Below are 23,087 nucleotides of genomic sequence, written 5' to 3'. Positions count from 1 at the left end.
AGCACCCCGGCACCGCCGGCCTGTCGCGGGCCCTCAGCATGCCTCCAGGTACCGATCCCTGGAGGGGGAGGTTGCCGCCGCTCTCCCGAACACCCGGTGCGCATCCGGTTCCCGCAAGAGCGATGGGTGGATTGTAAGAGGGCTGTCGGGGACGGGGATAAATTTTCCGGCGAAAAAATGCAGAAATCGTGCAGGAGCTTGTTTTTGCTGCACATTATTTTTGCGCGCTGGAGCGGCGGGGCCGATTTGATCCACACCCTTCAGGGCCGGCGTGGTGGGGGATAGGTTTCCGAGGTACCCCTCTCTTGCAAATTCTAAGGACTTGGGCTTCCGCCTTCGCCCTCTGGGCTGCGGCGGACAAGACGCCCAAATCCAAGAATTTGCTTTCTCTCCCGCAGGGGGAGAGATATCGCCGGCATCAGCATCGCCGCCAATCGCCGATGCTTAGATTGGCGCGAAGCGCCTATTCCCTTGGGGAGCAGTTCGTCGACAGGCTTGGCAGCAGTTGGACCTGGGCGTCTCATGCCAAGGCTTGCAGGCGAAGGAGTGGGTCGGAGGCACGACGCGATCCGTCGGCGAGGGAACAATGCCGGCGCTCCCCGGTTGATCCGTCAGGACGGACCGATGGAAGAGAACCGCCAGCCCACCACGCTTTCCGGTGAAGAAGCCCGGCAGGGCGATGTCGTGCTGCGCACGCCGATGCGCCGCGCGATCTTTATCGGCGGGCTGGCGGGCATCGTCGTGCTGGCCGTCGCCCTGGCGCTCTCCTGACCGGCGCCGGCCGGAATTCAGGCGGAAAGCTCGCGGAATTTCTGCACGATCGCATCGCCCATGGCGGAGGTGCCGACCTCGCGCATGCCCTCGGGCATGATGTCCCGCGTGCGCAGGCCGTCGTCCAGCACGGCGGCGATCGCCTTCTCCAGCCGGTCGGCCTCCGCGACCATATCGAAAGAATAGCGCAGGCACATGGCGAAGGAGGCGACCATGGCGATCGGGTTGGCGATGCCCTGTCCCGCGATATCGGGCGCGGAGCCGTGCACCGGCTCGTAAAGCGCCTTGCGCTTGCCGGTCTTCGGATCCGGCGCGCCGAGCGAGGCGGAGGGGAGCATGCCCAGCGAGCCCGTGAGCATCGCCGCCACGTCGGACAGCATGTCACCGAAAAGATTGTCGGTGACGATCACATCGAACTGTTTCGGCCAGCGCACGAGCTGCATGCCGCCGGCATCGGCCAGCATGTGCGTGAGCTCCACGTCGGAATATTTGGCCTTATGCGTAGCCGTGACGACCTCCTTCCAGAGCACGCCCGACTTCATGACATTGTGCTTTTCCATCGAGCACACCTTGTTGCACCGGGTGCGCGCGAGCTCGAAGGCGACGCCGGAAATGCGCTCGATCTCGAACGTGTCGTAGACCTGCGTGTCGATGCCGCGCTTCTGGCCGTTGCCGAGATCGACGATCTCCTTCGGCTCGCCGAAATAGACGCCGCCGGTTAGTTCTCGCACGATGAGGATGTCGAGCCCCTCGACCACCTCCTGCTTCAGCGAGGAGGAGGCGGCGAGCGCCGGATAGCAGATGGCGGGGCGCAGATTGGCGAAAAGCTCCATGTCCTTGCGCAGGCGCAAGAGCCCCGCCTCCGGGCGTACCTCGTAGGGCACGTCGGCCCATTTCGGCCCGCCGACCGCGCCGAAGAGCACGGCGTCGGCTTCAAGAGCGCGCCGCATGTCCTCCTCCGAGATCGCCTTCCCATGCGCGTCATAGGCCGAGCCGCCGACGAGCCCCGTCTCCGTTTCGAATCCGGCGCCGAACTCGGAATTCATCACGGCGATGAGTTTGGAGACCTCCGCCATCGCCTCCGGGCCGATGCCGTCGCCGGGCAGGAGAAGGAGCTTGCGGGTTGCCATGAGATTTTCCCCCGAATGCCTATGCATGAACTGGCGCCTTGCTAAACATCGCCCGATGGGCGCGCAAGCCAAAACGCGGCCCTATAGCCTGAATGTCTTGGAACAAGGACCGACAGTGTGTGCATATGGAGGGATCAATACACATTCGAGCATGACCATGCGAACGAACATCGACATAGACGATGAGCTCATGGAAAAGGCGATGAAGGCGACCGGCCAGCGGACAAAGAAGGCTACCGTCGAAGCTGCCTTGCACATGGTCGTCCAAATCTCCGAACAGATGGCAGCCTTGGATGCCCTTATCGGAACAGGCTGGGAAGGCGATCTTGACGAAATGCGCAACGACTGGACGCCCGACGCGATTGGGGTTTGAAAGACAGGCATGATCGTCGTTGACACTTCGGTCTGGATATTCGCTCTCCGAGGTGTCCAGCGACCGCGCACGATCCGGCTACGGCAGGAAGTCGCCAGAGGAAACGTGCTTGTTGGGGACGTGGTGCTGCTCGAAATCCTGCGCGGCGCAGGCGACGACCGTCATTCGGCTGATCTGGAGACCAGCCTTCGGCGCTTTCCTGTCGTCTCGATGATGGATGATGGTCTGGCGATCGCAGCGGCCTTGAATTGTCGCCGGGCTGCGAAGGCTCGGAATCACGGCAAAGAGCCTGGCCGACCTCATTATCGCGACGTTCTGCATCGAACATCGCCACGCTCTTCTGCACGACGATCGCGACTTCCTCCCCATGGCGGAGCATCTTGGCCTGAGCTTCGCTTGAGCCTGGAGCCGCTTCCGTTCAGATTGGTCAGGAGTCGCGCTTCTTCGCCGTCACCTCGATCTCGATCTTCATCTCGGGTTTGTTGAGCTGGCAGACGATCATGGTGGCGGCGGGCCTGATCCCGCCGAAGGTTTCGCCCAGGATGGGAAAGACGAGGTCCACATAGGCGCGGTCGGTGACGTAGTAGTGCGCCCTCACCACGTCCTCCATCGCAAAGCCGCCCTCGGCGAGCGCGGCGCGGATGGTGGCGAGGCAGTTCCTCGTCTGCTCCTCGACGCTTTCCGGCATGGTCATCGTGGCGTAGTCGTAGCCGGTGGTACCGGAGACGAAGCACCATTCGCCATCGACCACAGCGCGGCTGTAGCCGGCGGTCTTCTCGAAAGGCGAGCCGGTCGAGATCAGGCGGCGCAAGAGCGTCCCCTCAGGCCCAGGGGCGGCTGCCGGCGTATTTCTGCTCGAAAGTCTCGATCGCCGGCGCCTTCTCCAGCGTCAGGCCGATATCGTCGAGGCCGTTCAAGAGGCAGTGGCGCTTGAACGCGTCGATCTCGAAGGAGATGACGCCGCCATCCGGCCCGCGGATCTCCTGGTGCTCGAGGTCGACCGTCAGGGTGGCATTGGCGCCGCGCTCGGCATCGTCCATCAGCTTTTCCAGATCTTCCGGGCTGACGGTGATGGGCAAAATGCCGTTCTTGAAGCAGTTGTTGTAGAAGATGTCGGCGAAGGAGGTGGAGATCACGCAGCGTATGCCGAAGTCGAGCAGCGCCCAGGGGGCGTGCTCGCGGGAGGAGCCGCAGCCGAAATTGTCGCCAGCCACCAGGATTTTCGCGTTGCGATAAGCCGGCTTGTTGAGCACGAAATCCGGGTTCTCCGAACCATCCTCATTGTAGCGCATCTCGGCGAAAAGCCCCGTGCCGAGGCCGGTGCGCTTGATCGTCTTCAGATAATCCTTGGGGATGATCATGTCGGTGTCGACATTGACGATCGGCAAAGGCGCGGCAACGCCGGTGAGGGTCGTGAACTTTTCCATGGGCTTGCCTAATCCGGTCTGGCAGGATGCTTGCTGGCCACCCTTTACATCAAGCGGACGGCCGAGGCAAAGCCCCTTGCGCCCTCGTTCCGGCTGGGCCATGAAACCTGTCATGCACGAACCGCTCTCCCGCCTGCGCCGGTCCGTCCTCTATGTGCCGGCGAGCAACGAAAAGGCGCTTGCCAAGAGCGCCTCGCTTCCCTGCGATGCCGTCATCTTCGATCTGGAGGACGCGGTCGGCCCGCAGCAGAAGGCGGATGCGCGCGAGCGGCTGCGCCAACTCCTGCAAGGGTCCGGCCGGCCGAAATGCGAGACCGTCATCCGCATCAACCCGCTTTCGAGCGAATGGGGCACGGAGGATTTCCTGGCCGCCCGCGCCTGCCGGCCGGACGCGATCCTCCTGCCGAAGGTGGACGGACCGCGCGACATCCTCGATGCCGATGCGGCGCTCGACGAGACCGACGCGCCGCGCTCGATCCGCTTCTGGGCGATGATCGAAACGGCGCGCGCCGTGCTCAATGTGGGCGCCATCGCCGAGCTTGGCCGCGACCCCGCGGCGCGGCTTTCCTGCCTGGTCGCCGGCACCAACGACCTTGCCAAGGAGACGCGCGTTTCCGGCCGCGAGAATCTGCGCCCGTGGCTGATGCAGGTCGTGCTCGCCGCCCGGGCCGGCAACCTGACAGCGCTCGACGGCGTGTCGAACAATTTCCGCGACCTGGAGGCCTTCGCCGGCGAATGCGCCGAATCGCGCGCCATGGGCTTCGACGGCAAGACGCTCATCCATCCGGCGCAGATCGCACCCGCCAACGCCGCCTTTTCGCCCACCGCGCGGGAAATGGCGGAGGCCGAGGCGGTGGTGGCGGAGTTCGCCAGGCCGGAAAACCGCCATCGCGGCGTCATCTCGCTCGATGGGCGCATGATCGAAAGGCTGCATCTGGAACAGGCCGAGGCGTTGCTCAAGAAAGCTCAAGCCATCAAGGAGAACGGCGAATGAGGCTCTACCGCTTTCTGACCGGTCCGGACGATGCGAGCTTCTGCCACAAGGTGACGGCGGCGCTGAACAAGGGCTGGCTCCTGCATGGCTCGCCGACCTATGCCTACGATCCCGAGACGAAGACCATGCGCTGCGGCCAGGCCGTCTACAAGGAAGTGGACGGGCTGGACTATACGCCGGACATGAAGCTTAGCGATTACTGATCGCGCGGCGCGGCAAGAGGGGGAGGCGCGCAGCCGGCGCCCTGAAGGGCGTGATCACGAGCCGGAAAAGGGCTGCTCGTCCACGCTCTCCTCAATGCGCGCCATGTCCTCGTCGGACAGGCCGAAATGGTGGCCGATCTCGTGGATCAGCACATGCGCCACGATATCGCCCAGCGTCTCGTCGTTCTCCGCCCAATAGTCGAGGATGGCGCGGCGATAGAGCGTGATGCGGTTCGGGCCCTCGCCGGTGGCGGGGTTCCAGCGTTCGGCGATGCCGCGGCCCTCGAAGAGACCGAGCAGATCGAAGGGCGTTTCGAGCGCCAGATCGTCCATAATCTCCTCCTCGGGGAAATCGGCGATCTGGATGATGATCTCGCCGGTGAGCTTGCGGAACTCCTCGGGCAGGTTGGCATAGGTCTCCATCGCCAGGAGTTCGAACTCCTCCAGCGAGGGGGGAAGCTGATCGTGCCAGGCTCGGGTCTGATAGATGCGCGCCATGATGTATCCTTTGCCGCGCATATAGCGCTTTCTGGCGCGGGATTCGAGATGGCTGGAAAATCCCGACCGCGCGCGCCGGAGGAGGAAAAGAATCCTGCTTGACTCTTCGGGCGGGCTCTGGAATCGATAGGAACATAACAGGAACAGATGAGCAGCCGGAGCGGACGACATGGCGCGCAATGCCATGGCGCAGGAGAAGATTTTTGCCCTGCGCCGGGAAATCGCCAGGATCGAGGGCAGCCTGCCGGAACGGCTCCAGGCGCCGGAGACGGAAGGCGAGCCTGTCCTGCGCCGCTACGGCCGCCCCGCCGGCGCCGCGGATTTCGCCGGAACGGGAACGCCCCGCTTCGACGCGGCGTTCGGCGGCGGCATCCTGAAGGCTGCCCTGACGGAGATCGCCGGGCGGGAGACCCGCGACGGCGGAATCGTTGCCGGTTTCGCCCTGGCTATTGCCGCCACCGCCGCGCGGAGCGGCAGGCAAGCGCAGCGGCCTGTTCTGTGGATCGGCCTGGCCGACATGCTCTTCGAGGCCGGCTTTCCCTATGCGCCGGGCATCGAGCGGTTTTTCGGCCTTGCGCCTGAAAAATTCCTGCTGGCACGGGCAAACAGGTTCGAAGACGCGTTTTGGGTGGCGGAAGAAGCCATTCGGCTCGGCGGTTTTTCCGCCGTGTTCCTGGAATTGCGCGGCAATCCGGCAAAGCTCGACCTGACTGCCACGCGCCGCCTGCACCATCGCGCAAGGGAAGCCGGGCGGCCGCTCTTCCTCATCCGCCATTCGGGGGCGCCGGAGCCGACGGCCGCTCCGACGCGCCTCCTCGTCTCTCCCGCGCCCTCTCCCCTGCGGGAAACGCTTACCGGCCCGCTGCCCCGCTCCATTGGCCCGCCGGCCTTCGCAGTGGCCCTGTCCAAGAGCCGGACCGGGAGAAGCGGAACATTCGTGCTGGACTGGAACCCCCATGACTTCACCTTTCAGGAAAGATGGCCCTCCGGAGAACGGGGATCTGTTCGCAAGAGCGGCCGAAGAGCGCAGGATCCTGGCTGTCTGGCTGCCGCATCTTTCGACGGACCGGATCCTGCGGCGGCGGCACGGGGCGGGCTGGCGCCTGTGCGGGAGAGGCGGGCAGGCTGATTTCCCGCCGCTGGTCATAAGCCGCCGCGAGGACAATGCGCAGCGTATCGCCGCCCTCAGCGAAGGGGCCGAAGCGCTAGGCCTGAAAGCGGGAATGGGCATCGCCGATGCGCGCGCCATGCATCCGGCCATCGAGATCGTCGAAGCCGATCCGGGCGCTGACCGGCGCCTGCTCGAGAGTCTTGCCGACTGGTGCGACCGCTTCACGCCCCTGGTGGCGCTCGACGGCGCGGATGGGCTCTTCCTCGATATCAGCGGCTGCGCCCACCTTTTCGGGGGCGAGGATGCGATGCTTTCAGAAATCCTCCGCCGGCTCAGGCACCAGGGGTTCGACGCTCGCGCGGCGCTGGCCTCCACGCCGGGCATGGCCTGGGCGGCGGCACGCTATGGCAGAGGGCCAGACCGGAATGTGGCGCCAGGCGAGGAGGAGCTGGCGCTCGCCCCCATGCCGCTCGCCGCCCTGCGCCTGGAGGAAAAGGCAAGGGTTGGCCTCGAAAGCGTGGGCCTGCGCCATGTCGGCGCGCTTATCGGCGCGCCCCGCGCGCCGCTCGCCCGCCGTTTTGGAAGCATGCTCGTCACCCGTCTGGACCAGGCCTTGGGGGGGGCGGAGGAGGCCATCTCGCCACGTCTGCCGGTGGCGCCGCTCTCGGTCGAGCGCCAGCTTGCAGAGCCGATCGGCACAACGGAAGATATCGAGCGGCTGGTCCTCGTCCTTGCCCGCACCTTGCGGCAGGATCTGGAGCGGCGCGGCGAAGGCGCAAGGCGGCTGCAGCTTGCCCTCTTCCGCGTCGATGGCGCTGTGGCGCGCATCACGGTGGGCGCCTCGCGACCGCTGCGCGAGCCGTTGACGATCGCAAAACTGTTCCACGAGCGGCTGACTGCCCTCGAAAGCGGTCTTGATGCCGGCTACGGCTTCGATCTGGTGCGGCTTTCGGTTGTTGCCGCTGCACCTTATGCGGCGCTGCAGACGGACCTCTCGGGCCCCGCCTCGGCGGAAGAGGAAGAATTCTCGCTGCTCGCCGACCGCATTCGCGCGCGTCTGGGGGATGAGGCCATTCTCGTGCCCGCTTTGGCCGAAAGCCATCTGCCCGAGCGAAGAGCCCGTTTCGTTCCCTTCGGGGGTGAGAGCCCTTCAGCAGTGGAGCCAAGTTCGGCCGGAGAGGCGAAACCGACGACCCATCTTCGCCCCATTCGCCTCCTGGAAAAGCCCGAGCCCGTGGAAGCCTCGGCGGAAGTGCCTGAAGGCCCGCCTCTTTCCTTCCGCTGGCGGCGGGCGCTTTATCGCGTGGCCCGCGCCGAGGGGCCGGAGCGCATCGCTTCCGAATGGTGGCGTGAGGACCCGCCCGCGCCCGCGCGCGACTATTTTCGCGTCGAGGACGTGGACGGCCGCCGCTACTGGCTTTTTCGGGAAGGGCTTTATGGCGGGGAGATTGCTCCGCGCTGGTTCATGCATGGAATGTTCCCATGAATGCGCCCGCCGCCCCCGCCTATGCCGAATTCGGCATACAGTCGAATTTCTCCTTTCTACGCGGCGCTTCGCGGCCGGAAGCGCTGGTAGTGGCGGCAAGATTGTTCGACTTTTCAGCCGTAGGCCTTGCCGACCGCAACACGGTGGCAGGCGTGGTGCGCGCCTGGGTCCAATCCAAGTACATCAAACTTGCAGAGAATTCCGAACCCACCCAAATTCCTTACCACCCCGGCTGCCGGCTCGTCTTTTCCGACGGCACGCCGGATATCCTCGCCTATCCCCAGAACCGGCAGGGCTGGGCCCATCTCTGCCGCATGTTGACCAAGGCCAATATGCGCGAGGAGAGCGAAAAGGGCGCGCCCGTACTTCTTGCGGAGGATTTTTGGGAATGGGGCGACCAGATATCCCTTGCCATTCTGCCAGACTTCCAAATACCGGCGGATGAAACACTCGCCTTCCTGAAATCCGTGAAAGGCCGGTTTAAAGAGAGTGCCTGGCTTGCCGTCGCCCCTTCTTATCATGGCGATGACCGCTGGCGCTTGGCTCAGGCAGCAGGCATGGCGGAAGCAGTCGGCCTGCCATTGATGGCCACCAATGATGTTCTTTATCACTCTGCAGAGCAGCGTGCGCTGCAGGATGTGCTCACTGCGATCCGGCTGAATGTGCCGGTCGCCGAAGCTGGTTTTGCTTTGGAGGCCAATGCCGAGCGCCACATGAAATCGCGGGCGGAGATGGCGTATCTGTTCCGCCAGTATCCTGAAGCCCTGGCCGAAACGCTCCGCTTTGCCGAAAGCCTCACCTTCTCGCTCGGCGAACTCAAGCACAATTATCCAGACGAGCCGACGGAATCCGGACTTCCGGCGCAGGAGGAACTGGAGCGGTTAACCTGGGAGGGCGCAAAGGACCGCTTTCCCTCGGGCGTTTCCGAGCACCTGAAGAACCTCATCCGCAAGGAACTCGCCCTCGTGGAGCGGAAGAATTATGCGCGCTATTTCCTCACCGTCCACGACATCATGAAGTTCGCCCGCTCGAAAGGCATCTTGTGCCAGGGGCGCGGCTCGGCGGCCAATTCCATCATCTGCTATTGCCTGCGGATCACCGATGTCGGGCCTGACATCATGGACCATCTGCTCGAACGCTTCATCTCCGAGGAGCGCGACGAGCCGCCGGATATCGATGTCGATTTCGAACATGACCGGCGCGACGAGGTCATCGCCTATATCTATGAGAAATACAGCGAGAAACACACGGCGCTTGCCTGCTCGGTCATCTCCTATCGCGGCCGTTCGGCGCTTCGGGAGGTCGCCAAAGCGCTGGGCCTTTCCCAAGATGTCATGACCGCGCTCTCTGGCTCCATCTCGGGTTGGGCTAACGGGGAACTCGCCTTTGCGATCAAAGCTGCCGGCCTCGCCGAAGCGGATCCTCGGACAAAGCACCTGGTCACCCTAGCCAGAGAGATCATGGGATCCCCGCGGCATCTTTCCCAGCATGTGGGCGGCTTCGTCATCACGAAGGATCGGCTGGACGAGATCGTCCCCATCGTCAAAACGGCGATGGACGAGCGGAAGATGGTCGAGTGGGACAAGGACGACCTGGACAATGTCGGCCTCTTGAAGGTCGATGTGCTGGCGCTCGGCATGCTGTCCTGCCTGCGCCGCGTCTTCGATCTCCTCAGGGAACATTATGATGTCCGGGACCACCACGGCCGGCCCCTCGAACTGGCCACGATTTCTCAGGATGAGCCCGCCGTTTACGCCATGATCCAGCGCGCCGACACGATCGGCGTCTTCCAGATCGAATCGCGCGCGCAGATGTCCATGCTGCCGCGATTGAAACCGCAGGAGTTCTACGACCTCGTCATCGAGGTGGCGATCGTCCGGCCGGGCCCCATCCAGGGCGATATGGTGCATCCCTATTTGCGCCGGCGGGAGAAAAAGGAACCGGTCGAATATCACAGCGACGTACTGAAGCGCATCCTGCAAAAGACCTTGGGGGTACCTCTGTTCCAGGAACAGGCCATGAAGATCGCCATCGAGGCCGGCGGCTTCACGCCGGGGGAGGCGGACCAATTGCGCCGCGCCATGGCCACCTTCAAACGCACGGGAACGATCAAGGACTATCACGACAGGATGGTCGAAGGCATGGTTTCGCGCGGCTATCCGCGCGAATTCGCCGAGCGGTGCTTCCGGCAGATCGAGGGTTTTGGCGAGTACGGCTTTCCCGAAAGCCATGCCGCGGCCTTTGCGCTGCTCGCCTACGCATCCTCCTGGTTCAAGGCCTTCTATCCGGATGTCTTTTGCGCAGCACTTCTCAACTCCCAACCCATGGGTTTTTATGCGCCGGCGCAGCTCGTGCGCGATGCGCGCGAACACGGCGTCAACATCCGGCCGGTGGACGTCAACTCCTCCGAATGGGACTGCACGCTCGAAGACGCACCCTTTGATCCTGCCGGCGTTGCGGCGCGGCATGCGGATATGCGCTCCGTCATTAGGTCGCGGCGCGCCGTGCGCCTCGGCTTCCGCCAGGTGAAGGGCTTGGCGAAGGCCGACATGGAGCAGCTCCTCGCCAATCGCGGGGCGGGCTATGATTCGGTACGCGATCTGTGGCTGCGTTCAGGTATCGGCAAAAGCGCCATCCTTCGGCTTGCCGAGGCGGACGCTTTCCGCTCACTGGGGCTCGACCGGCGCACAGCCCTCTGGGCCGTTCAGGCGCTGGACGAAATCGGCACCGCCGAACGCCTGCCGCTCCTCGACAGGCCTGACCTGCGCCTTGCCGACCGCGAGCCGGAAATGCGGCTTCCGCCCATGCCGCTTGGCATGCATGTGGTGCATGACTATCGGGCGCTCAGCCTTTCATTGAAAGCGCATCCCGTCTCCTTCCTGCGCGGCGCGCTTGCGGCCGAAAAAGTGATCGCGAACGAATGCCTGCCGGGCATTGGCAATGGGCGGCGTGTATCCGTCGCCGGCCTGGTGCTGATCAGGCAGCGGCCGGGCACGTCCAAGGGCGTCATCTTCATGACCATCGAGGACGAGACAGGCGTCGCCAATATCGTCGTGTGGAAAAGGACATTCGAGCGCTTTCGTCCGCAGGTGCTGGGCGCCCGCTTCGTGCGCATAGACGGGCCTGTGCAGAGCGCGTCCGGCGTCATTCATGTGATCGCCGAGCGAATCGTGGATCTCAGCTCCAGGCTCGGATTGCTGATGAAGGAGGGGCAGGAATGGGGAGCCATGGTGAAAGCGGAAGATACGGCAAAAGCGGAGAAGATGGTGCGCCCGGCCACCGTAGATACGGGCGCTCGGCTCGCGCTGTTGCGGAGGAAGGCGGGGGCGGAGGAAACGGCTTCCGTCACGCAGGTCATGCCGAAGGGACGGAATTTTCATTGAGGCAACTTGTCATCCCTCGACCATCTCACTTCCTGCGATGGTCATCGCCGCCACGCATATTCGCGCCACTGATGTGCTTCTTAAGAGCGCGTTGCCTTGCCCGCATCAAGTGGCCGTGCTTCGGAAGGCAGCATGACCGGGACGCCGTCGCGCACGGGATAGGCAAGCGCCGCCTGAGCGGACACAAGCTCGCCCCCTATATCCCGTTTCAGCGGAGCTTTGGTAAGGGGACATACCAGCAGTTCCAGGAGCTTTGGGTCGACCAGGCTCCGTTCGCCCCGTCCGGCTTCTGCCATTCTATCTCCCATCAGGTCAGCCGCTCACACGCTGCAAGAATGCCATCCCACACCCATCCGCCATTGCCGGCTGGCCTCGGCCGGACCGCCTTTTCGTCATTGCAGGGTCTGGTCACTGTCTCCCTTGCCGCCGGCCAGCACCATTTCCGTAATAGCGATCAGGGTCTCTGCCCTGGCCAGCAGGTCCGGCGCTTCGAGCAGGGCCTGTTTTTCCGCGGCCCCATAAGGAGCCATCATCGACAATCCGTTCACCAGCACGTCGTTCTCGGCACGCAGGAAGCTCTGCCAGTCAGCCGTCAACTCATTGGCGTCCAGATAGGCCCGCAGGGTGCGCAGGAGCTTTGCCCGGTCGATCTTCCCGGCCGATCTGTCTTCCTGCAGGTCGGCCGCGATCGGAAGAATGCGGCACTGGCGGAACGCCGTGCCGAGCGGCAGTTCCTCGCCGACGCGGAAGCGGCAAATGCCCTCCAGCGCCACCAGATAGCGCCCGTCTCCGGTCTCCGCCATGGAAACCAGGCGGCCGATGCACCCCATCCCGGCCAGTTCCGGCGCTGCCGCCCCCGCTTCGGAATGCGGCAGATTGAGCCGCGGCTGGATCATGCCGATGATGCGCCGGCCGGCGAGCGCTTGGTCGATCATGCTGACATAGCGCGGCTCGAATATATTGAGCGGCAGCCGGCTGCCAGGCAGCAAGAGAGCGCCCGCAAGGGGGAAGACCGGAACGACCTCCGGCAGGTCGGAGATGTCACGATAATGGGCGTTTCCCGCCTTCATTTCCACCTCCTCAGCGCCGGCCCCGACTTTTCCGCCGGGGCGAGCACAGCAGGCCCGCCCGGCGTTCCGGCGGGCAGCGCTTACGAAAAAAGCAGCGAGGAGAGCTTGCGCCGTGCCGCGAGCGTTGCCGGATCACTCATGCCCCAAGCGTCGAACAGTTCCAGCAGCTTCGTCCGCGCGGCGTCATCCTTCCAGCTCCGATCGGCCTTCACGATGGCGAGCAGGTGGTCGGCCGCCTCTTCGCGCCGCCCCTGCGCGTTGCAAATCAGCGCCAGGTCGAAGCGTGCCTGATGATCGGCCGGATCCTCCTCAAGCCGTCTTTGCAGCTCCGCCGGATCGCCGAGGCCTGCGACCTGTTCGGCGAGCGCCATCTTGGCGCGGACGGCGGCCACCGCGGCCGCATTCCTCTTGGCCTCTGGAACCTGGTCGAGCACCGAACTTGCCTCTTCCGGCCGTCCGGCTTCGAACAGGAGATCCGCCAGACCCGCCAGGGCCTCGACATGCTCCGGCTCCTGCTCCAGGACGGCCGAATAGATCTGCGCCGCCATCTGCTGGTCGCCGGCATTGCGCGCCTCGGCCGCCGCGGCGAGCGCCTCCTCGATCTGCCTGCCGCCGCCGGAAGAAACGCGCTTGATGAATTCGCGAACCTGGCTTTCCGGGATCGCACCCATGAACCCGTCCACCGGCTGGCCGTCCTTGAAGGCGATCACCGCCGGAATGGACTGGATGCCGAGTTGCCCGGGGATGGCGGGGTGGTCGTCGATATTGAGCTTCACCAGCTTGACGCGGCCGCCTGCTTCGCGCACCGCTTTTTCGAGCACGGGCGTTAGCTGCTTGCACGGCCCGCACCAAGGCGCCCAGAAATCGACCAGTACGGGCTGGCGCCGCGACTCCTGGACGACATCGGCGGTAAAGCCCGCCGTGGTCGTGTCCTTGATGAGATCGGCGGCCGGACGAGCGGCACCCGCGAGCCCCCCGGGGTCGCTTGCCGCCGCAGGTGCCCGCCCAGCCGCATTGCCAAAGGTGATGGTGGCGGAGGACCCGTTACCAGGTCCGGCATATGGGTTGTCCCGGTTGTTCATCTGCGCCCCTTCCTCAACTTAGCTGGTTGCAGCCGAATAGCAGCCGATCGGACAAACGCAAAGCGGCCATCCTGATGTGGCGATCATCGCGATACTTTCAAGATGAGCGGCTCGTGGCCTGTGGATTGCAGGAAACGCAACAGGTCGGCGCGCGCGATCGAGGTGGTTGCCTCGTTGTGCAGCGGGTGCGCATTGATGACGGCGTGCCGCATGAGCGGCTCGTCGAGGACGACCGTCACCTTCCCCTCGCCGTCGTTGAGGACGCCGAACACGGTGACCGCGCCGGGCGCCACGCCGAGGAGGGCGCCCAGCTTCTCGGCGCTGCCGAAGGACACGCGGCCCGAGGCTCCGACCGTCTGGTGAATGGTCTTGAGGTCCACGCGCGCATCCTCCTCCACCGTCACCAGGAAATACCGGTCCTTCTTGTCCTTGAGGAACAGGTTCTTGGTATGGGCGCCCGGAATCTCGCCACGCAGGCTGCGTGATTCCTCGACGGTAAAGAGTGGCGGATGCTCGAATGTCTCCACCTCGATGCCGAGCTCCGCGAAATGGCGCATCAGGTCCGCTGTCGTCCTTGGCATTTTACGTTTTCCCGTGGCTCCTTCCCGTCTATGCGCTATGGCCGCGGTCACGCAAGGCGCCTTGGAGAGGTCCCGGCATGATCTGTCGCCATGGCGCTGCGGCTCGTGGATGCGGGCATCCGGGCGGCCCCCGGAAAAGCCGTGCGTCCGTCCAAGGGTCGCGAGGCGGCGGCGAATTCCTGTTGCAATTGCCGAGGAGTTCGGCCATATAAACGCCGCTTGCGGCTTCCGCCGCGCGAGCGGGTGTAGCTCAGGGGTAGAGCACAACCTTGCCAAGGTTGGGGTCGAGGGTTCGAATCCCTTCGCCCGCTCCAGTTTTCCAGGTCTTCGAAGCCGCGGAGCGCCGCGGCTTTCGTATTTTTAAGGCGGTTGAAATCGCAATCCGAAATCCCACCTCGACAGGCCAGGGTTACCGCGCGGTTACCAGATTGCGGGCTCGGCGCGGCGTGAAATCGCGATGTTTGCCTACAGCCGGGCAGTCGATAATCCTGCCGCAAAAAGTGGCCTCCAGCGGGAACGTTACTCCTCGGGTGGCCCTTACCCCGCAGACAATACTCCAACAAGGACAGTGACTGAACTGATGAGAAAGAACGCTACCCCGGATTTGAACGATCGCCGCAAGCAGCAGGCGGAGGCACGCCAGGCCATGCTGGAAAAGTTCCGCTCGGCCCCGGGGCCGGACGATCCGCGAATGGTCGAGAAGCGCCGTGAGCGCGAGGCGATCGCCGCAGCCCGGGAGGAGCGGCAGGCCGAGCGCGAGCGCGCCCGGCAAGAGCAGGAGGCCGAACTGGCGCGCCAGGCCGAGATTACGGCCGCGGCTGCTGCGGAAGCCGAGCGCCTCGCGGCCGAGGAAGCAGCGCACCGTGCCGCCGAGGAGGCCGAGCGCGACGCACTTCTCAAGGCCGAGCAGAAGGCCGCCCGCGACGCGCGCTACGCCGCCCGCAAGGCCGCAAAGAAGGACCGCCGCAAGGGGGGCAGCCAAAGCAGGGGCTACTGAGGGCGCATCGGGCTCTCGCCTCGGTCGGAGATTGCTCTCCATCGAGTTCGCGGGCCAATCCTCGCGCGCTTCAGCCTTCACAAGTTCTCAAAGCCGCGGAACGCCGCGGCTTTTTGCGCTTCAGCGTCATGCGAATCTGATTCGCTAACGTTCAGCGGGAGAGGTTACACACGTCGGAGGTCTGCCCGCACGACCACAATGAATGGGGTTGCTGCCATTCCTGAAGCTGAAATAGTGCGCGTAGCCGCCGTAAAAACCTGACGTATGGGTGCAAGGCGCGTATGGGCAGGACGAGTGCAGCGAATGGAATCACGACGTCGGCTTGGCTGAAGCGAGAGGGACCAGCATCAGGTGGCGCATTCGAGCCACTTCGATGAATGCGGCGAGTCCCATCAAGGCTACGACCACCAGTGCAATTAAGGCTGCTTCGGGTCCGAGCTGGTCATGCGTCAGCGCGAAAGCAAACGGCGCCATCGCCGCGAGAAATTGCCGGACGAGAGCCATACGTCCTAGCCGCGCTCCATAGGACGCGCTGCCGAGCAGCGCGAGGGGCAGTGTGCCCTGTACGATGCTCTTCAGGCCGGAACCGAAGCCGAGCAGTATCGCGAATGCCGCGGCTCCAACGACCATGGGCGCTGTCCCGAGCAGCATGAGGATCGCAGCGGGAAACAGTGCCGCCGAAAAAATCGTGATGAACAGGGGGTGGCGCTTCACGCCGAAGATCATATTCACGAAGCGAACCAGAACCTGAGCTGGGCCGAACAGTGCAGAGACCAGTAGCGCCGACGCGCCTAAACCAAGCGACTGGAGCATCGGCACCATTTGCGCCAGCACAGCCGACAGCAGGAAGCCGGACAGCGCAAACCCGGAGGTGATGAGCAGGAGAGCGCGAGACTGCAGCTCCAGAGGCAGCACGGGCTCCCCCGGAAATTCAGTGCTCGCTGGCGCGCCTTCGGGAGATCGGCGCCGGCTGGCAGCAAGCAACAGGTGTAGCGGAAAACAAATGAACATATTGGCACAGGCGAAAAGGAGCAGCATCTCGCGCCAGCCAAGAACGCCGTGGAGCCAGGTGGTCAGCGGCCAGAACAGCGTCGAGGCAAAGCCGGCGATCAGCGTGAGGTGCGTTATTCGCTGGCGCGGTTCATTTCCCCCGCCCTGCACGATCGCGGCGAAAGCTGCATCGTAGAGGACGAGCGTTGCCGCGAGTTCGACCGTTATCAGGCCGAGGCCGAAGGTCATCAGGCCGGGTGCCAGTGCAGTCGCCACCAGAGCGGCGGCCGAGGCAATGGAGCCAACCGCCATCACACGTGCCGCTCCATGGCTGTCAATATATCGGCCAACAGTGGGTGCCGCGAGGCCGCCGAACAGAAGCGCGACCGAAAAGGCTCCGAAGATCGATGAAACCGAGAGGCCGAACTCGTCCGCGATGTCAGCCGCGAGGATGGCGAAGCTATAGTAAAGCGTGCCGTAGCCGACGATCTGTGTGATGCCGAGCACCCAGACCATTGCGGCAGGCGATAGAACGGCTGATCTGGCCTTGATCATTGTTAAGCGCCCGCGCCCCACTCCACATGATGCAGTGACACTTCCATCCGCCCTTCCGGCGTTTATCGAAATCGATCAAAAGCCGCTAGGCTGCGCCTTCCTTCTTCACGGCATAGGGTGCATCGGCGCAGCATTCGTCTGCCAGAAAACCGACAAGGCCGTTCATGGCGGTATAGTTGGCGCGGCAGATCAGCGTGGTCGCCTGCCGCTCCTGGGTCACCAAGCCAGTTGAAATCAGCCGGTGCAGGTGATGCGAAAGCGTGGATGCGGCAATTCCCAGTTTCATTTGCAACCCGCCGACCGGCAGCCCGTCCTCTCCTGCGCGGACCAGCGCGCGATAGACCCGGAGCCGCGTAGTATTGCCGAGCGCTTCGAGCTGCGTTGCTGCTTCTTCGATGTCCATGGAAATACGATACCCGCTGTCGGCGGGCGATGCAAGACATGTTTCCATACAAATGGAAATTACCACTCCCGCCCGCGATGGCTGAGCTGCGGCCACGGCACGGTCGAAAGGTTGCAAGCGCAACAAGACCGCACCTGCCTCAGTCGCTTCCGCTGGAAATTGTTGCGCCGCGTGGCCTTCGCAGCTTTCCTTGGTCCCGTGCCATGAGGACTCGGAACGCGGTATCTGCCGATTCTCTTTGATCCGCGCGCAGCTCAGTGCTCGCTCTGCCTTCCCGGGAGCGGAAGACTCGACGAGGTATGCTTCCGACCCGCCAATGGTGGTCTAGGCGGTGGCAGCCTTCCGCCAACCAATGGCATATCAGGCGCCCGAGAGCGGTGCTCAAGTCAGCGTTATGGGCGTTCTTCTGAGCTCGGCGTGAGAGTTCGATTTGAACGGTTCCCCTTCCACGTCCGGACGGCGAACAACGGGGGAGGGATCGGCTCTTGACTTCTCGTGGTATAACACCTTAACAGTTTGCCCATGACAGCAACGCTCGCGATCCGCAAGAAGCTTTCCGACGAGGTCCGCCTCCGGCTGGAGGAGATGATCCGGGAGGAAATTTATCCGGTTGGCACCACGCTTCCGTCCGAGCGGGACCTCATGGAGATGTTCGGGGTCGGGCGGCCGTCGATCCGCGAGGCGCTCTATGCGCTGGAGCGGATGGGGCTGGTGAAGATCAACACAGGCGAGCGCGCCAGGGTCACCCGACCGACACCGGACCATTTTCTCTCCTCGCTCGCCGGGGCCGCGCGCATGCTTCTTGGCCGGCCGGAAGGCGTCGCAAATTTCGAGCAGGCGCGCCTTTTTCTGGAGGAAGGCTGTGTGCGGCATCTCGCGGCACATGTCACGGACGCGCAGATGAGAACTATCGAGGCGGCCCTCGCCCGCAATGAGGCGACCATCGGCAAGGCCCGCGCCTTCGCGATGACCGACGTCGCGTTCCATCGCACGCTCACCGAGATGGTCTCCAATCCCATCTTTGTCGCGGTGCACGACGCCTTTGTCGACTGGCTGATCAGCCAGCGGCCGCTTCCGGCCCGGCCGGAGATTTCGAACAGGGAGAGTTTTGCGGGCCATGTGGCGATCGTCGAGGCCATCCGTGCGCGCGATCCTGCGCGCGCCGGACGCGTCATGCGCGAGCACCTGGAGCGCGCCGAGCGCAAATACAGGCAGCCCAATCCATAACTCGATCACAGGGAGGAACCCAGATGAAGATTGCAATGATTTCGCTTGCGCTCGCGGGCCTGCTGGCCGCCTGGCCCGCTTCAGCGCAGGAGACGCGGACGCTTCGATTGGGCATGCAGGGCACCGCCGGCGACCCGCAATTCGAAGGCGTCACGGAAGCGGCGCGCATGATCGAGGAGAAGTCCGGCGGCCGCCTCAAGCTGGAGATCTTCCCCAACTCCCAGCTCGGGACGTTCACCGAGATGATGGAGCAGGTGACGCTTGGTGAGCTTGACTTCACGCTCAACCCATTTGGCGGAATGGACGCCTGGGTTCCCCGGGCGGTCGTGGCCAGCACCGCCTATGTGGTCGCCGATTTTGACCATCTGCAGAAGATCATCGCCTCCGAGTGGGGCCAGCGGATCGTCGAGGAGATGCGCAGCGAGCACAATTGGCGCATGATCGATTCCTGGTATTTCGGCACGCGCCACACCACCGCCAACAAGCCGATCGAGACGCCCGAGGATTTTGCCGGCATGAAGCTGCGCGTGCCCAACTCCGCGCCGCTGCTGACCTGGGCAAAGGCTATGGGCGCAAGTCCCACACCCGTCGCATTCGCCGAGGTTTACCTCGCTCTTCAGACCAACCAGGTTGACGGTCAGGAGAACCCACTGCCCATCATCGATGCGATGAAGTTCACCGAGGTGCAGACGCATGTTTCGCTGACGGGGCACCTGGTGCAGGACCAGATCATCCTGATGTCGGAAGACACCTGGAACGCGCTCGATCCGGCCGATCAGCAGATCGTCAAGGAGGCCTTCGAGGCGGGCGGCGCCCTCAACGACAAGACGGTCACCGAGAAGGAAGAGAGCCTTGTGAAGGCGTTCCGCGAGCGCGGCATCACCGTTGTGGAGCCCGACAAAGCGGCGTTCCAGGAGGCGATGAAGCCCGTCTATGCCGACATGGACAAGCAGTTCGGCGAGCAAACGGTTCAGTCGCTTATCGACCTGCGCTGATGACGATCAGGCGCCGTTCCGGCGGCGCCTCCTCCCAATCAGGATCTTCACCCATGGCTCACCCAAGCCGCTGGCGCAGCCTTGCCCGTATCGAGGAGACGCTTTCTGCGACCCTGCTCGTCTTCGCCTTCGGCGTGATCGCGTTGCAGATCATCACGCGCTTCGTCTTCCGCGATCCCCTGTTCTGGACGGAAGAGGCGGCGCGCTACGCCTTCGTGTGGATCGTGGCTCTCGGTGCGGCGGAAGGGGTGAGCTCGCGCACGCACATCACCATGGACATCGTGCCGCTGCTGCTTCCGGTGCGCATCAGGCTCATGCTCCGGATCGTGCTTGACCTTCTGATCTTCGCCGCGCTGCTGATCCTTGCCTATTACGGTACATTCGGGGCGATGCGCGCCCACAAGGTCATGTCGGTCGCCATCGGCGTGCCGGAATCCTGGCTCTACGGCGCCTTGCCGGTTTTCGCCGTCCTCGCGGCAATCCGGGTGCTGCTTGCAATGGCCCGCGACGTCCGTGCGCTTCGCGGCGGCAGGGCGGAGCCGCTGGATCTTGCCTCCGAAAGGTATCTGTGATGGCTGCGCTGTTCGGCGGATGGTTCGCTCTGCTTGTCGTCGGAATGCCGGTGGGCTTCACGCTCATCGTGGCGGCACTTGCCTATATGCTGTGGCAGGGAATGGGACTGAACTTCGCCGCGCAGCGCATGGTGGCGGGCCTCAACAGCTTCCCGCTCCTGGCGGTTCCCTTCTTCATTCTGACAGCCCAGCTCATGAACCTTTCCGGCGTGACGGAGCGGATCTTCGATTTCGCAAAGGCGCTGGTCGGCCATATCCGTGGCGGCCTCGGGCATGTGAACATCATGGCGAGCGTGATGTTTTCGGGCATGTCCGGCTCGGCGGTGGCGGATGCGGCCGGACTCGGCCAGCTCGAAATCAAGGCCATGCGCGATGCTGGCTATGACGAGCAGTTTTCCGGCTCAATCACCGCAGCATCGGCCATCATCGGCCCGCTCATCCCACCCTCAATCCCGCTCGTCGTCTATGGCGTGATCGCCAACACCTCGATCGGCGGCCTCTTTCTGGGCGGCGTGGTGCCCGGCCTTCTCTGCGCCGCCTCGCTCATGGTCATGGTCTATGTCATCGCCCGGCGGCGGGATTATCCGACCGAGCAGCCCGCCAGCTTGCGCCGGATCTGGTCGACCTTCTGGCGCGCCCTGATCCCGCTGCTTACGCCCTTCATCATCATCGGCGGCATCTTTGCAGGCGTCTTCTCGCCGACGGAAGCCGCCGTCGTGGCGGCGAGCTACGCCCTGTTCCTGGGCGTCTTCGTCTACCGGGAAATCACGCTCGGGAAGCTCGTCACGGTGCTGCGCGAGACGGTGAGCCACACGGCCGCCGTCGGGCTCCTCATCATGGGCGTATCGCTCTTCGGCTATGTCATCGCGCGCGAGCAGGTGCCGCAGCATGTGGCCGCCTTCTTCCTCGCCTATTCCAGCGACCCCCTTACCTTTCTGATCCTCGTCAACTTGATGCTGCTTGCGCTCGGCACCTTCATCGAGGCCCTTGCCATACTCTTGCTGATCGTGCCGGTGCTGGTCCCTACCGCGGTTCAGTACGGCGTCGATCCTGTTCATTTCGGGGTGATGGTGGTGTTCAACCTGATGATCGGCATCCTGACCCCGCCTATGGGGGTGGCATTGTTCGTCGTCTCCAAGGTTGCCAACATTCCGTTCGGGTTGCTTGCGCGGGGCATCCTCCCGCTCCTGGTTCCGCTCGTGGTCGTTCTCATCCTCATAACGCTTTTTCCGGGGCTCGTTACCTTCCTGCCCAATCAGATGCTGGGAGATGGCCGATGAGCCTTCTTCAAAAATCCCTCAAAGGGGTCTGGGGGGCGGTGCTCCTGCCGGTCGGCAAGGGCGGCGCCATAGAATGGTCGGCACTGCAGGAGCAGCTTTGCGCCCTTCGCGAAAGCGGGCTCCACGGGATCTATACCAACGGCACAGCGGGCGAGTTCCACAACCAGATCGAGGAGGAGTTCGATCGCCTGACCGAAATCGTCTCAAGCTTTTGCCGTGGCGCGGCGCTCCCGTTCCAGATCGGCGTCTCCCATACGAATGCGCGCGTCGCGCGCGAGCGGCTGGCCCGCGCTGCCGCATTCCGGCCCGACGCCGTCCAGGTGACGCTGCCGGACTGGTGGGCGCCCACCTATGAGGAAGCCGAGCGCTTTGTCCTAGGAATGGCCGAAGCCGCGCCGGACCTGCCGCTGGTGCTCTACAATCCGCCGCATGCCAAACGCCGGCTGAGCCTCGACCAGATCGCCGCGCTGCAGGCCGCGGTACCCACACTTGTCGGCGCCAAGCTGCCTGGAGGCGACGACGCCTGGTACAAGACGCTCCGCAGGACGCTCATGAACCTCGCCGTCTTTATTCCCGGCCACTTCATGGCAAGTGGGTGTCTTGCCGGCGGCCGGGGCTCCTATTCCAACGTAGCATGCCTCAGTCCCGCCGGTGCCGTGCGGTGGTGGCGGCAACTCCGGGTGGAGCCGGACGCTGCCCTCCTTTTTGAGAAGCGGGTCGTGCGCTTCATGCAGGAGCGCGTGCTGCCGCTCTCTGCCAGGTACGGACTTTCCAATGCCGCGCTCGACAAGGCGATGGCGGCGGCAGGCGGCTGGTGCACCATCGGGCCGGCGCTCCTCTGGCCCTACAGCTCCGCGCCCGCCGAGGCGGTCACTGCGCTCGGCGAGGCGGCCCGGCGCGACCTGCCCGAACTCTTTCCATGAGCCTTTGAAAGCGACAGCAATGACAAAACTCGAAGGGATTTTCTCGGCCCTCCTCACCCCGTTTTCCGAAGACGAGTCGATAGACCGGCGGTCGATTGCCCCCCTGATCGATTTCCAGGTCCGGCTCGGGGTCGACGGCGTCTATGTGGGGGGCAGCTCCGGCGAGGCGATGCTGCAGTCCCTGGAGGAGCGGGCGGCCTACCTCTCCCAGGTGGCGGAGGCGGCGGGCGGGCGGCTCAAGCTGATCGCCCATGTCGGCACCATCGCGACGAGAGATGCGCTGAGCCTCGCCGAGGCGGCGGCAAAGACCGGCTATCAAGCCATTTCGGCCATCCCGCCCTTCTACTACGATTTCTCGCGACCGGAAGTGATGGCCCACTACCGGGCGCTTGCCGACGCGTCCGGCCTGCCGCTCATCGTCTACAATTTCCCCGCGCGCACGAGCAGCTTCACGCTGGCCGAGCTGGTTGAACTGCTCTCCCACTCGAACATCATCGGCATCAAGCACACGTCGAGCGACATGTTCCAGCTCGAGCGCATCCGCAACGCCGCACCCGAGGCGATCGTCTACAACGGCTATGACGAGATGTGCCTTGCGGGTCTCGCCATGGGAGCCCAGGGAGCGATCGGCACCACCTATAATTTCATGGGAGACGTGTTCGTCGCCCTGCGTGCGGCGGCAGCCGCGGGCCGCCTCGAGGAGGCGCGCAAGCTGCAGGTCATGGCGAACCGGGTCGTGCAGGTGCTGATCAAGGTAGGGGTCATGCCCGGGTCCAAGGCACTGCTCGAGATCATGGGCGTTCCCTGCGGGCATTCGCGTCGGCCGTTCCGCCGGATCGAGCCCGCAGACACTGCCGCCCTGCGCGAGGCCATCGCGCCGATCATCGCCTGGCGTGAAGAAGCGAACGGCCGGCGCTCCGTTTGAACGCCGGCGCTCGTTCTTGCGCCGGACGCATCCATTGCCGACAAGAGACGAGCGAGATCGGCCTGCCCCTTATATTGCTCATGCCTCGCCGGCTCCGGCCGGCGAGGCATT

The 23,087-nt window shown here is 64.1% G+C and carries 25 protein-coding genes and 1 tRNA gene; 16 read left to right on the top strand and 10 right to left on the bottom strand.

Annotation, left to right across the window (positions count from 1 at the left end):
- The first annotated feature begins 624 nt into the window (after nucleotides 1-624).
- On the top strand, nucleotides 625-771 hold the full coding sequence (locus RIN79_RS01450) for a peptide ABC transporter permease (RefSeq protein WP_309082819.1): 147 nt from the start codon (nucleotides 625-627) through the stop codon (nucleotides 769-771).
- 17 nt (nucleotides 772-788) lie between these two features.
- On the opposite strand, the gene leuB is transcribed toward RIN79_RS01450, so the two are convergent.
- Nucleotides 789-1,901: a 3-isopropylmalate dehydrogenase gene (gene leuB / locus RIN79_RS01445; protein ID WP_309082818.1), complete on the bottom strand. Its 1,113-nt coding sequence runs from the start codon at nucleotides 1,899-1,901 to the stop codon at nucleotides 789-791.
- Between the two features lie 25 nt (nucleotides 1,902-1,926).
- Here leuB and RIN79_RS01440 point away from each other — a divergent pair, with 25 nt between their 5' ends.
- Both RIN79_RS01440 and RIN79_RS01435 read left to right on the top strand, forming a co-directional pair.
- Nucleotides 1,927-2,274 (top strand): type II toxin-antitoxin system VapB family antitoxin, encoded by a 348-nt coding sequence (locus RIN79_RS01440; protein WP_309082817.1) that lies wholly within the window; start codon nucleotides 1,927-1,929, stop codon nucleotides 2,272-2,274.
- A gap of 9 nt (nucleotides 2,275-2,283) precedes the next feature.
- Complete coding sequence (locus RIN79_RS01435; protein WP_309082816.1) at nucleotides 2,284-2,760, top strand: PIN domain-containing protein; 477 nt, start codon at nucleotides 2,284-2,286, stop codon at nucleotides 2,758-2,760.
- On the opposite strand, the gene RIN79_RS01430 is transcribed toward RIN79_RS01435, so the two are convergent.
- On the bottom strand, nucleotides 2,702-3,085 hold the full coding sequence (locus RIN79_RS01430) for a RidA family protein (RefSeq protein ID WP_309082815.1): 384 nt from the start codon (nucleotides 3,083-3,085) through the stop codon (nucleotides 2,702-2,704). The genes RIN79_RS01435 and RIN79_RS01430 overlap by 59 nt on opposite strands.
- A 10-nt stretch (nucleotides 3,086-3,095) precedes the next feature.
- Nucleotides 3,096-3,701, bottom strand: coding sequence for a 3-isopropylmalate dehydratase small subunit (gene leuD / locus RIN79_RS01425; protein WP_309082814.1), 606 nt, complete (start codon nucleotides 3,699-3,701; stop codon nucleotides 3,096-3,098).
- 112 nt (nucleotides 3,702-3,813) lie between these two features.
- Here leuD and RIN79_RS01420 point away from each other — a divergent pair, with 112 nt between their 5' ends.
- Together RIN79_RS01420 and RIN79_RS01415 are read left to right on the top strand one after the other, a co-directional pair.
- Nucleotides 3,814-4,695, top strand: a complete 882-nt coding sequence (locus tag RIN79_RS01420; protein WP_309082813.1) for a CoA ester lyase — start codon at nucleotides 3,814-3,816, stop codon at nucleotides 4,693-4,695.
- Nucleotides 4,692-4,898: a DUF1737 domain-containing protein gene (locus RIN79_RS01415; RefSeq protein WP_309082812.1), complete on the top strand. Its 207-nt coding sequence runs from the start codon at nucleotides 4,692-4,694 to the stop codon at nucleotides 4,896-4,898. The genes RIN79_RS01420 and RIN79_RS01415 overlap by 4 nt, the downstream gene beginning before the upstream one ends.
- Nucleotides 4,899-4,952: 54 nt before the next feature.
- Here the strand turns inward: RIN79_RS01415 and RIN79_RS01410 are convergent, their stop codons facing one another.
- Nucleotides 4,953-5,396, bottom strand: a complete 444-nt coding sequence (locus tag RIN79_RS01410; protein ID WP_309082811.1) for a metallopeptidase family protein — start codon at nucleotides 5,394-5,396, stop codon at nucleotides 4,953-4,955.
- Nucleotides 5,397-5,565: 169 nt separating this feature from the next.
- Here RIN79_RS01410 and RIN79_RS01405 point away from each other — a divergent pair, with 169 nt between their 5' ends.
- Genes RIN79_RS01405 through RIN79_RS01395 form a run of 3 tightly spaced genes read left to right on the top strand, consistent with a single transcriptional unit; the run spans nucleotide 5,566 to nucleotide 11,376 of the window.
- Nucleotides 5,566-6,525: a hypothetical protein gene (locus tag RIN79_RS01405; protein WP_309082810.1), complete on the top strand. Its 960-nt coding sequence runs from the start codon at nucleotides 5,566-5,568 to the stop codon at nucleotides 6,523-6,525.
- Nucleotides 6,428-7,993, top strand: coding sequence for a DNA polymerase Y family protein (locus tag RIN79_RS01400; RefSeq protein ID WP_309082838.1), 1,566 nt, complete (start codon nucleotides 6,428-6,430; stop codon nucleotides 7,991-7,993). Before RIN79_RS01405 ends, RIN79_RS01400 begins: the two co-directional genes overlap by 98 nt.
- The gene (locus tag RIN79_RS01395) at nucleotides 7,990-11,376 is read left to right on the top strand and encodes an error-prone DNA polymerase (protein ID WP_309082809.1); all 3,387 of its coding nucleotides are present in this window, start codon (nucleotides 7,990-7,992) and stop codon (nucleotides 11,374-11,376) included. Before RIN79_RS01400 ends, RIN79_RS01395 begins: the two co-directional genes overlap by 4 nt.
- A gap of 80 nt (nucleotides 11,377-11,456) precedes the next feature.
- Here the strand turns inward: RIN79_RS01395 and RIN79_RS01390 are convergent, their stop codons facing one another.
- The 4 genes from RIN79_RS01390 to RIN79_RS01375 form a co-directional block, all read right to left on the bottom strand.
- Entirely contained in the window at nucleotides 11,457-11,672 is a 216-nt protein-coding gene (locus tag RIN79_RS01390; RefSeq protein WP_309082808.1) for a Trm112 family protein, read from the bottom strand.
- Nucleotides 11,673-11,768: 96 nt separating this feature from the next.
- Complete coding sequence (locus RIN79_RS01385) at nucleotides 11,769-12,446, bottom strand: LON peptidase substrate-binding domain-containing protein (protein WP_309082807.1); 678 nt, start codon at nucleotides 12,444-12,446, stop codon at nucleotides 11,769-11,771.
- 80 nt (nucleotides 12,447-12,526) lie between these two features.
- Complete coding sequence (gene trxA, locus RIN79_RS01380; protein WP_309082806.1) at nucleotides 12,527-13,528, bottom strand: thioredoxin; 1,002 nt, start codon at nucleotides 13,526-13,528, stop codon at nucleotides 12,527-12,529.
- Nucleotides 13,529-13,611: 83 nt separating this feature from the next.
- On the bottom strand, nucleotides 13,612-14,109 hold the full coding sequence (locus tag RIN79_RS01375) for a prolyl-tRNA synthetase associated domain-containing protein (RefSeq protein ID WP_309082805.1): 498 nt from the start codon (nucleotides 14,107-14,109) through the stop codon (nucleotides 13,612-13,614).
- A gap of 239 nt (nucleotides 14,110-14,348) precedes the next feature.
- Here RIN79_RS01375 and RIN79_RS01370 point away from each other — a divergent pair.
- Both RIN79_RS01370 and RIN79_RS01365 read left to right on the top strand, forming a co-directional pair.
- Nucleotides 14,349-14,423, top strand: a tRNA-Gly gene (locus RIN79_RS01370).
- A 266-nt stretch (nucleotides 14,424-14,689) separates the two neighbouring features.
- Entirely contained in the window at nucleotides 14,690-15,106 is a 417-nt protein-coding gene (locus tag RIN79_RS01365; RefSeq protein WP_309082804.1) for a DUF6481 family protein, read from the top strand.
- A 309-nt stretch (nucleotides 15,107-15,415) separates the two neighbouring features.
- Here RIN79_RS01365 and arsK read toward each other — a convergent pair whose 3' ends face one another.
- Both arsK and RIN79_RS01355 read right to left on the bottom strand, forming a co-directional pair.
- Nucleotides 15,416-16,651, bottom strand: a complete 1,236-nt coding sequence (gene arsK, locus RIN79_RS01360) for an arsenite efflux MFS transporter ArsK (protein WP_309082803.1) — start codon at nucleotides 16,649-16,651, stop codon at nucleotides 15,416-15,418.
- A gap of 85 nt (nucleotides 16,652-16,736) precedes the next feature.
- On the bottom strand, nucleotides 16,737-17,054 hold the full coding sequence (locus tag RIN79_RS01355; RefSeq protein WP_309082802.1) for a metalloregulator ArsR/SmtB family transcription factor: 318 nt from the start codon (nucleotides 17,052-17,054) through the stop codon (nucleotides 16,737-16,739).
- Nucleotides 17,055-17,576: 522 nt separating this feature from the next.
- Here RIN79_RS01355 and nanR point away from each other — a divergent pair.
- Genes nanR through RIN79_RS01325 form a run of 6 tightly spaced genes read left to right on the top strand, consistent with a single transcriptional unit; the run spans nucleotide 17,577 to nucleotide 22,976 of the window.
- Nucleotides 17,577-18,281 (top strand): transcriptional regulator NanR, encoded by a 705-nt coding sequence (nanR, locus tag RIN79_RS01350; protein WP_309082801.1) that lies wholly within the window; start codon nucleotides 17,577-17,579, stop codon nucleotides 18,279-18,281.
- Nucleotides 18,282-18,304: 23 nt separating this feature from the next.
- Entirely contained in the window at nucleotides 18,305-19,276 is a 972-nt protein-coding gene (locus RIN79_RS01345; RefSeq protein WP_309082800.1) for a sialic acid TRAP transporter substrate-binding protein SiaP, read from the top strand.
- Between the two features lie 53 nt (nucleotides 19,277-19,329).
- Nucleotides 19,330-19,848 (top strand): TRAP transporter small permease, encoded by a 519-nt coding sequence (locus RIN79_RS01340; protein WP_309082799.1) that lies wholly within the window; start codon nucleotides 19,330-19,332, stop codon nucleotides 19,846-19,848.
- On the top strand, nucleotides 19,848-21,128 hold the full coding sequence (locus RIN79_RS01335; protein WP_309082798.1) for a TRAP transporter large permease: 1,281 nt from the start codon (nucleotides 19,848-19,850) through the stop codon (nucleotides 21,126-21,128). Before RIN79_RS01340 ends, RIN79_RS01335 begins: the two co-directional genes overlap by 1 nt.
- The gene (locus RIN79_RS01330; RefSeq protein ID WP_309082797.1) at nucleotides 21,125-22,051 is read left to right on the top strand and encodes a dihydrodipicolinate synthase family protein; all 927 of its coding nucleotides are present in this window, start codon (nucleotides 21,125-21,127) and stop codon (nucleotides 22,049-22,051) included. The genes RIN79_RS01335 and RIN79_RS01330 overlap by 4 nt, the downstream gene beginning before the upstream one ends.
- Before the next feature lie 19 nt (nucleotides 22,052-22,070).
- A complete protein-coding gene (locus RIN79_RS01325) occupies nucleotides 22,071-22,976 on the top strand; it encodes an N-acetylneuraminate lyase (RefSeq protein ID WP_309082796.1) in 906 nt (301 codons plus the stop codon).
- The last annotated feature ends 111 nt before the right edge of the window (nucleotides 22,977-23,087 follow it).

Origin of the sequence: Chelativorans sp., from assembly GCF_031180965.1 — a bacterium.
In the GTDB taxonomy this organism is placed as follows: Bacteria; Pseudomonadota; Alphaproteobacteria; order Rhizobiales; family Rhizobiaceae; genus Chelativorans.
Note: the sequence above shows the minus strand (reverse complement) of the source record. Positions and strands in the feature narration are given on the sequence as shown.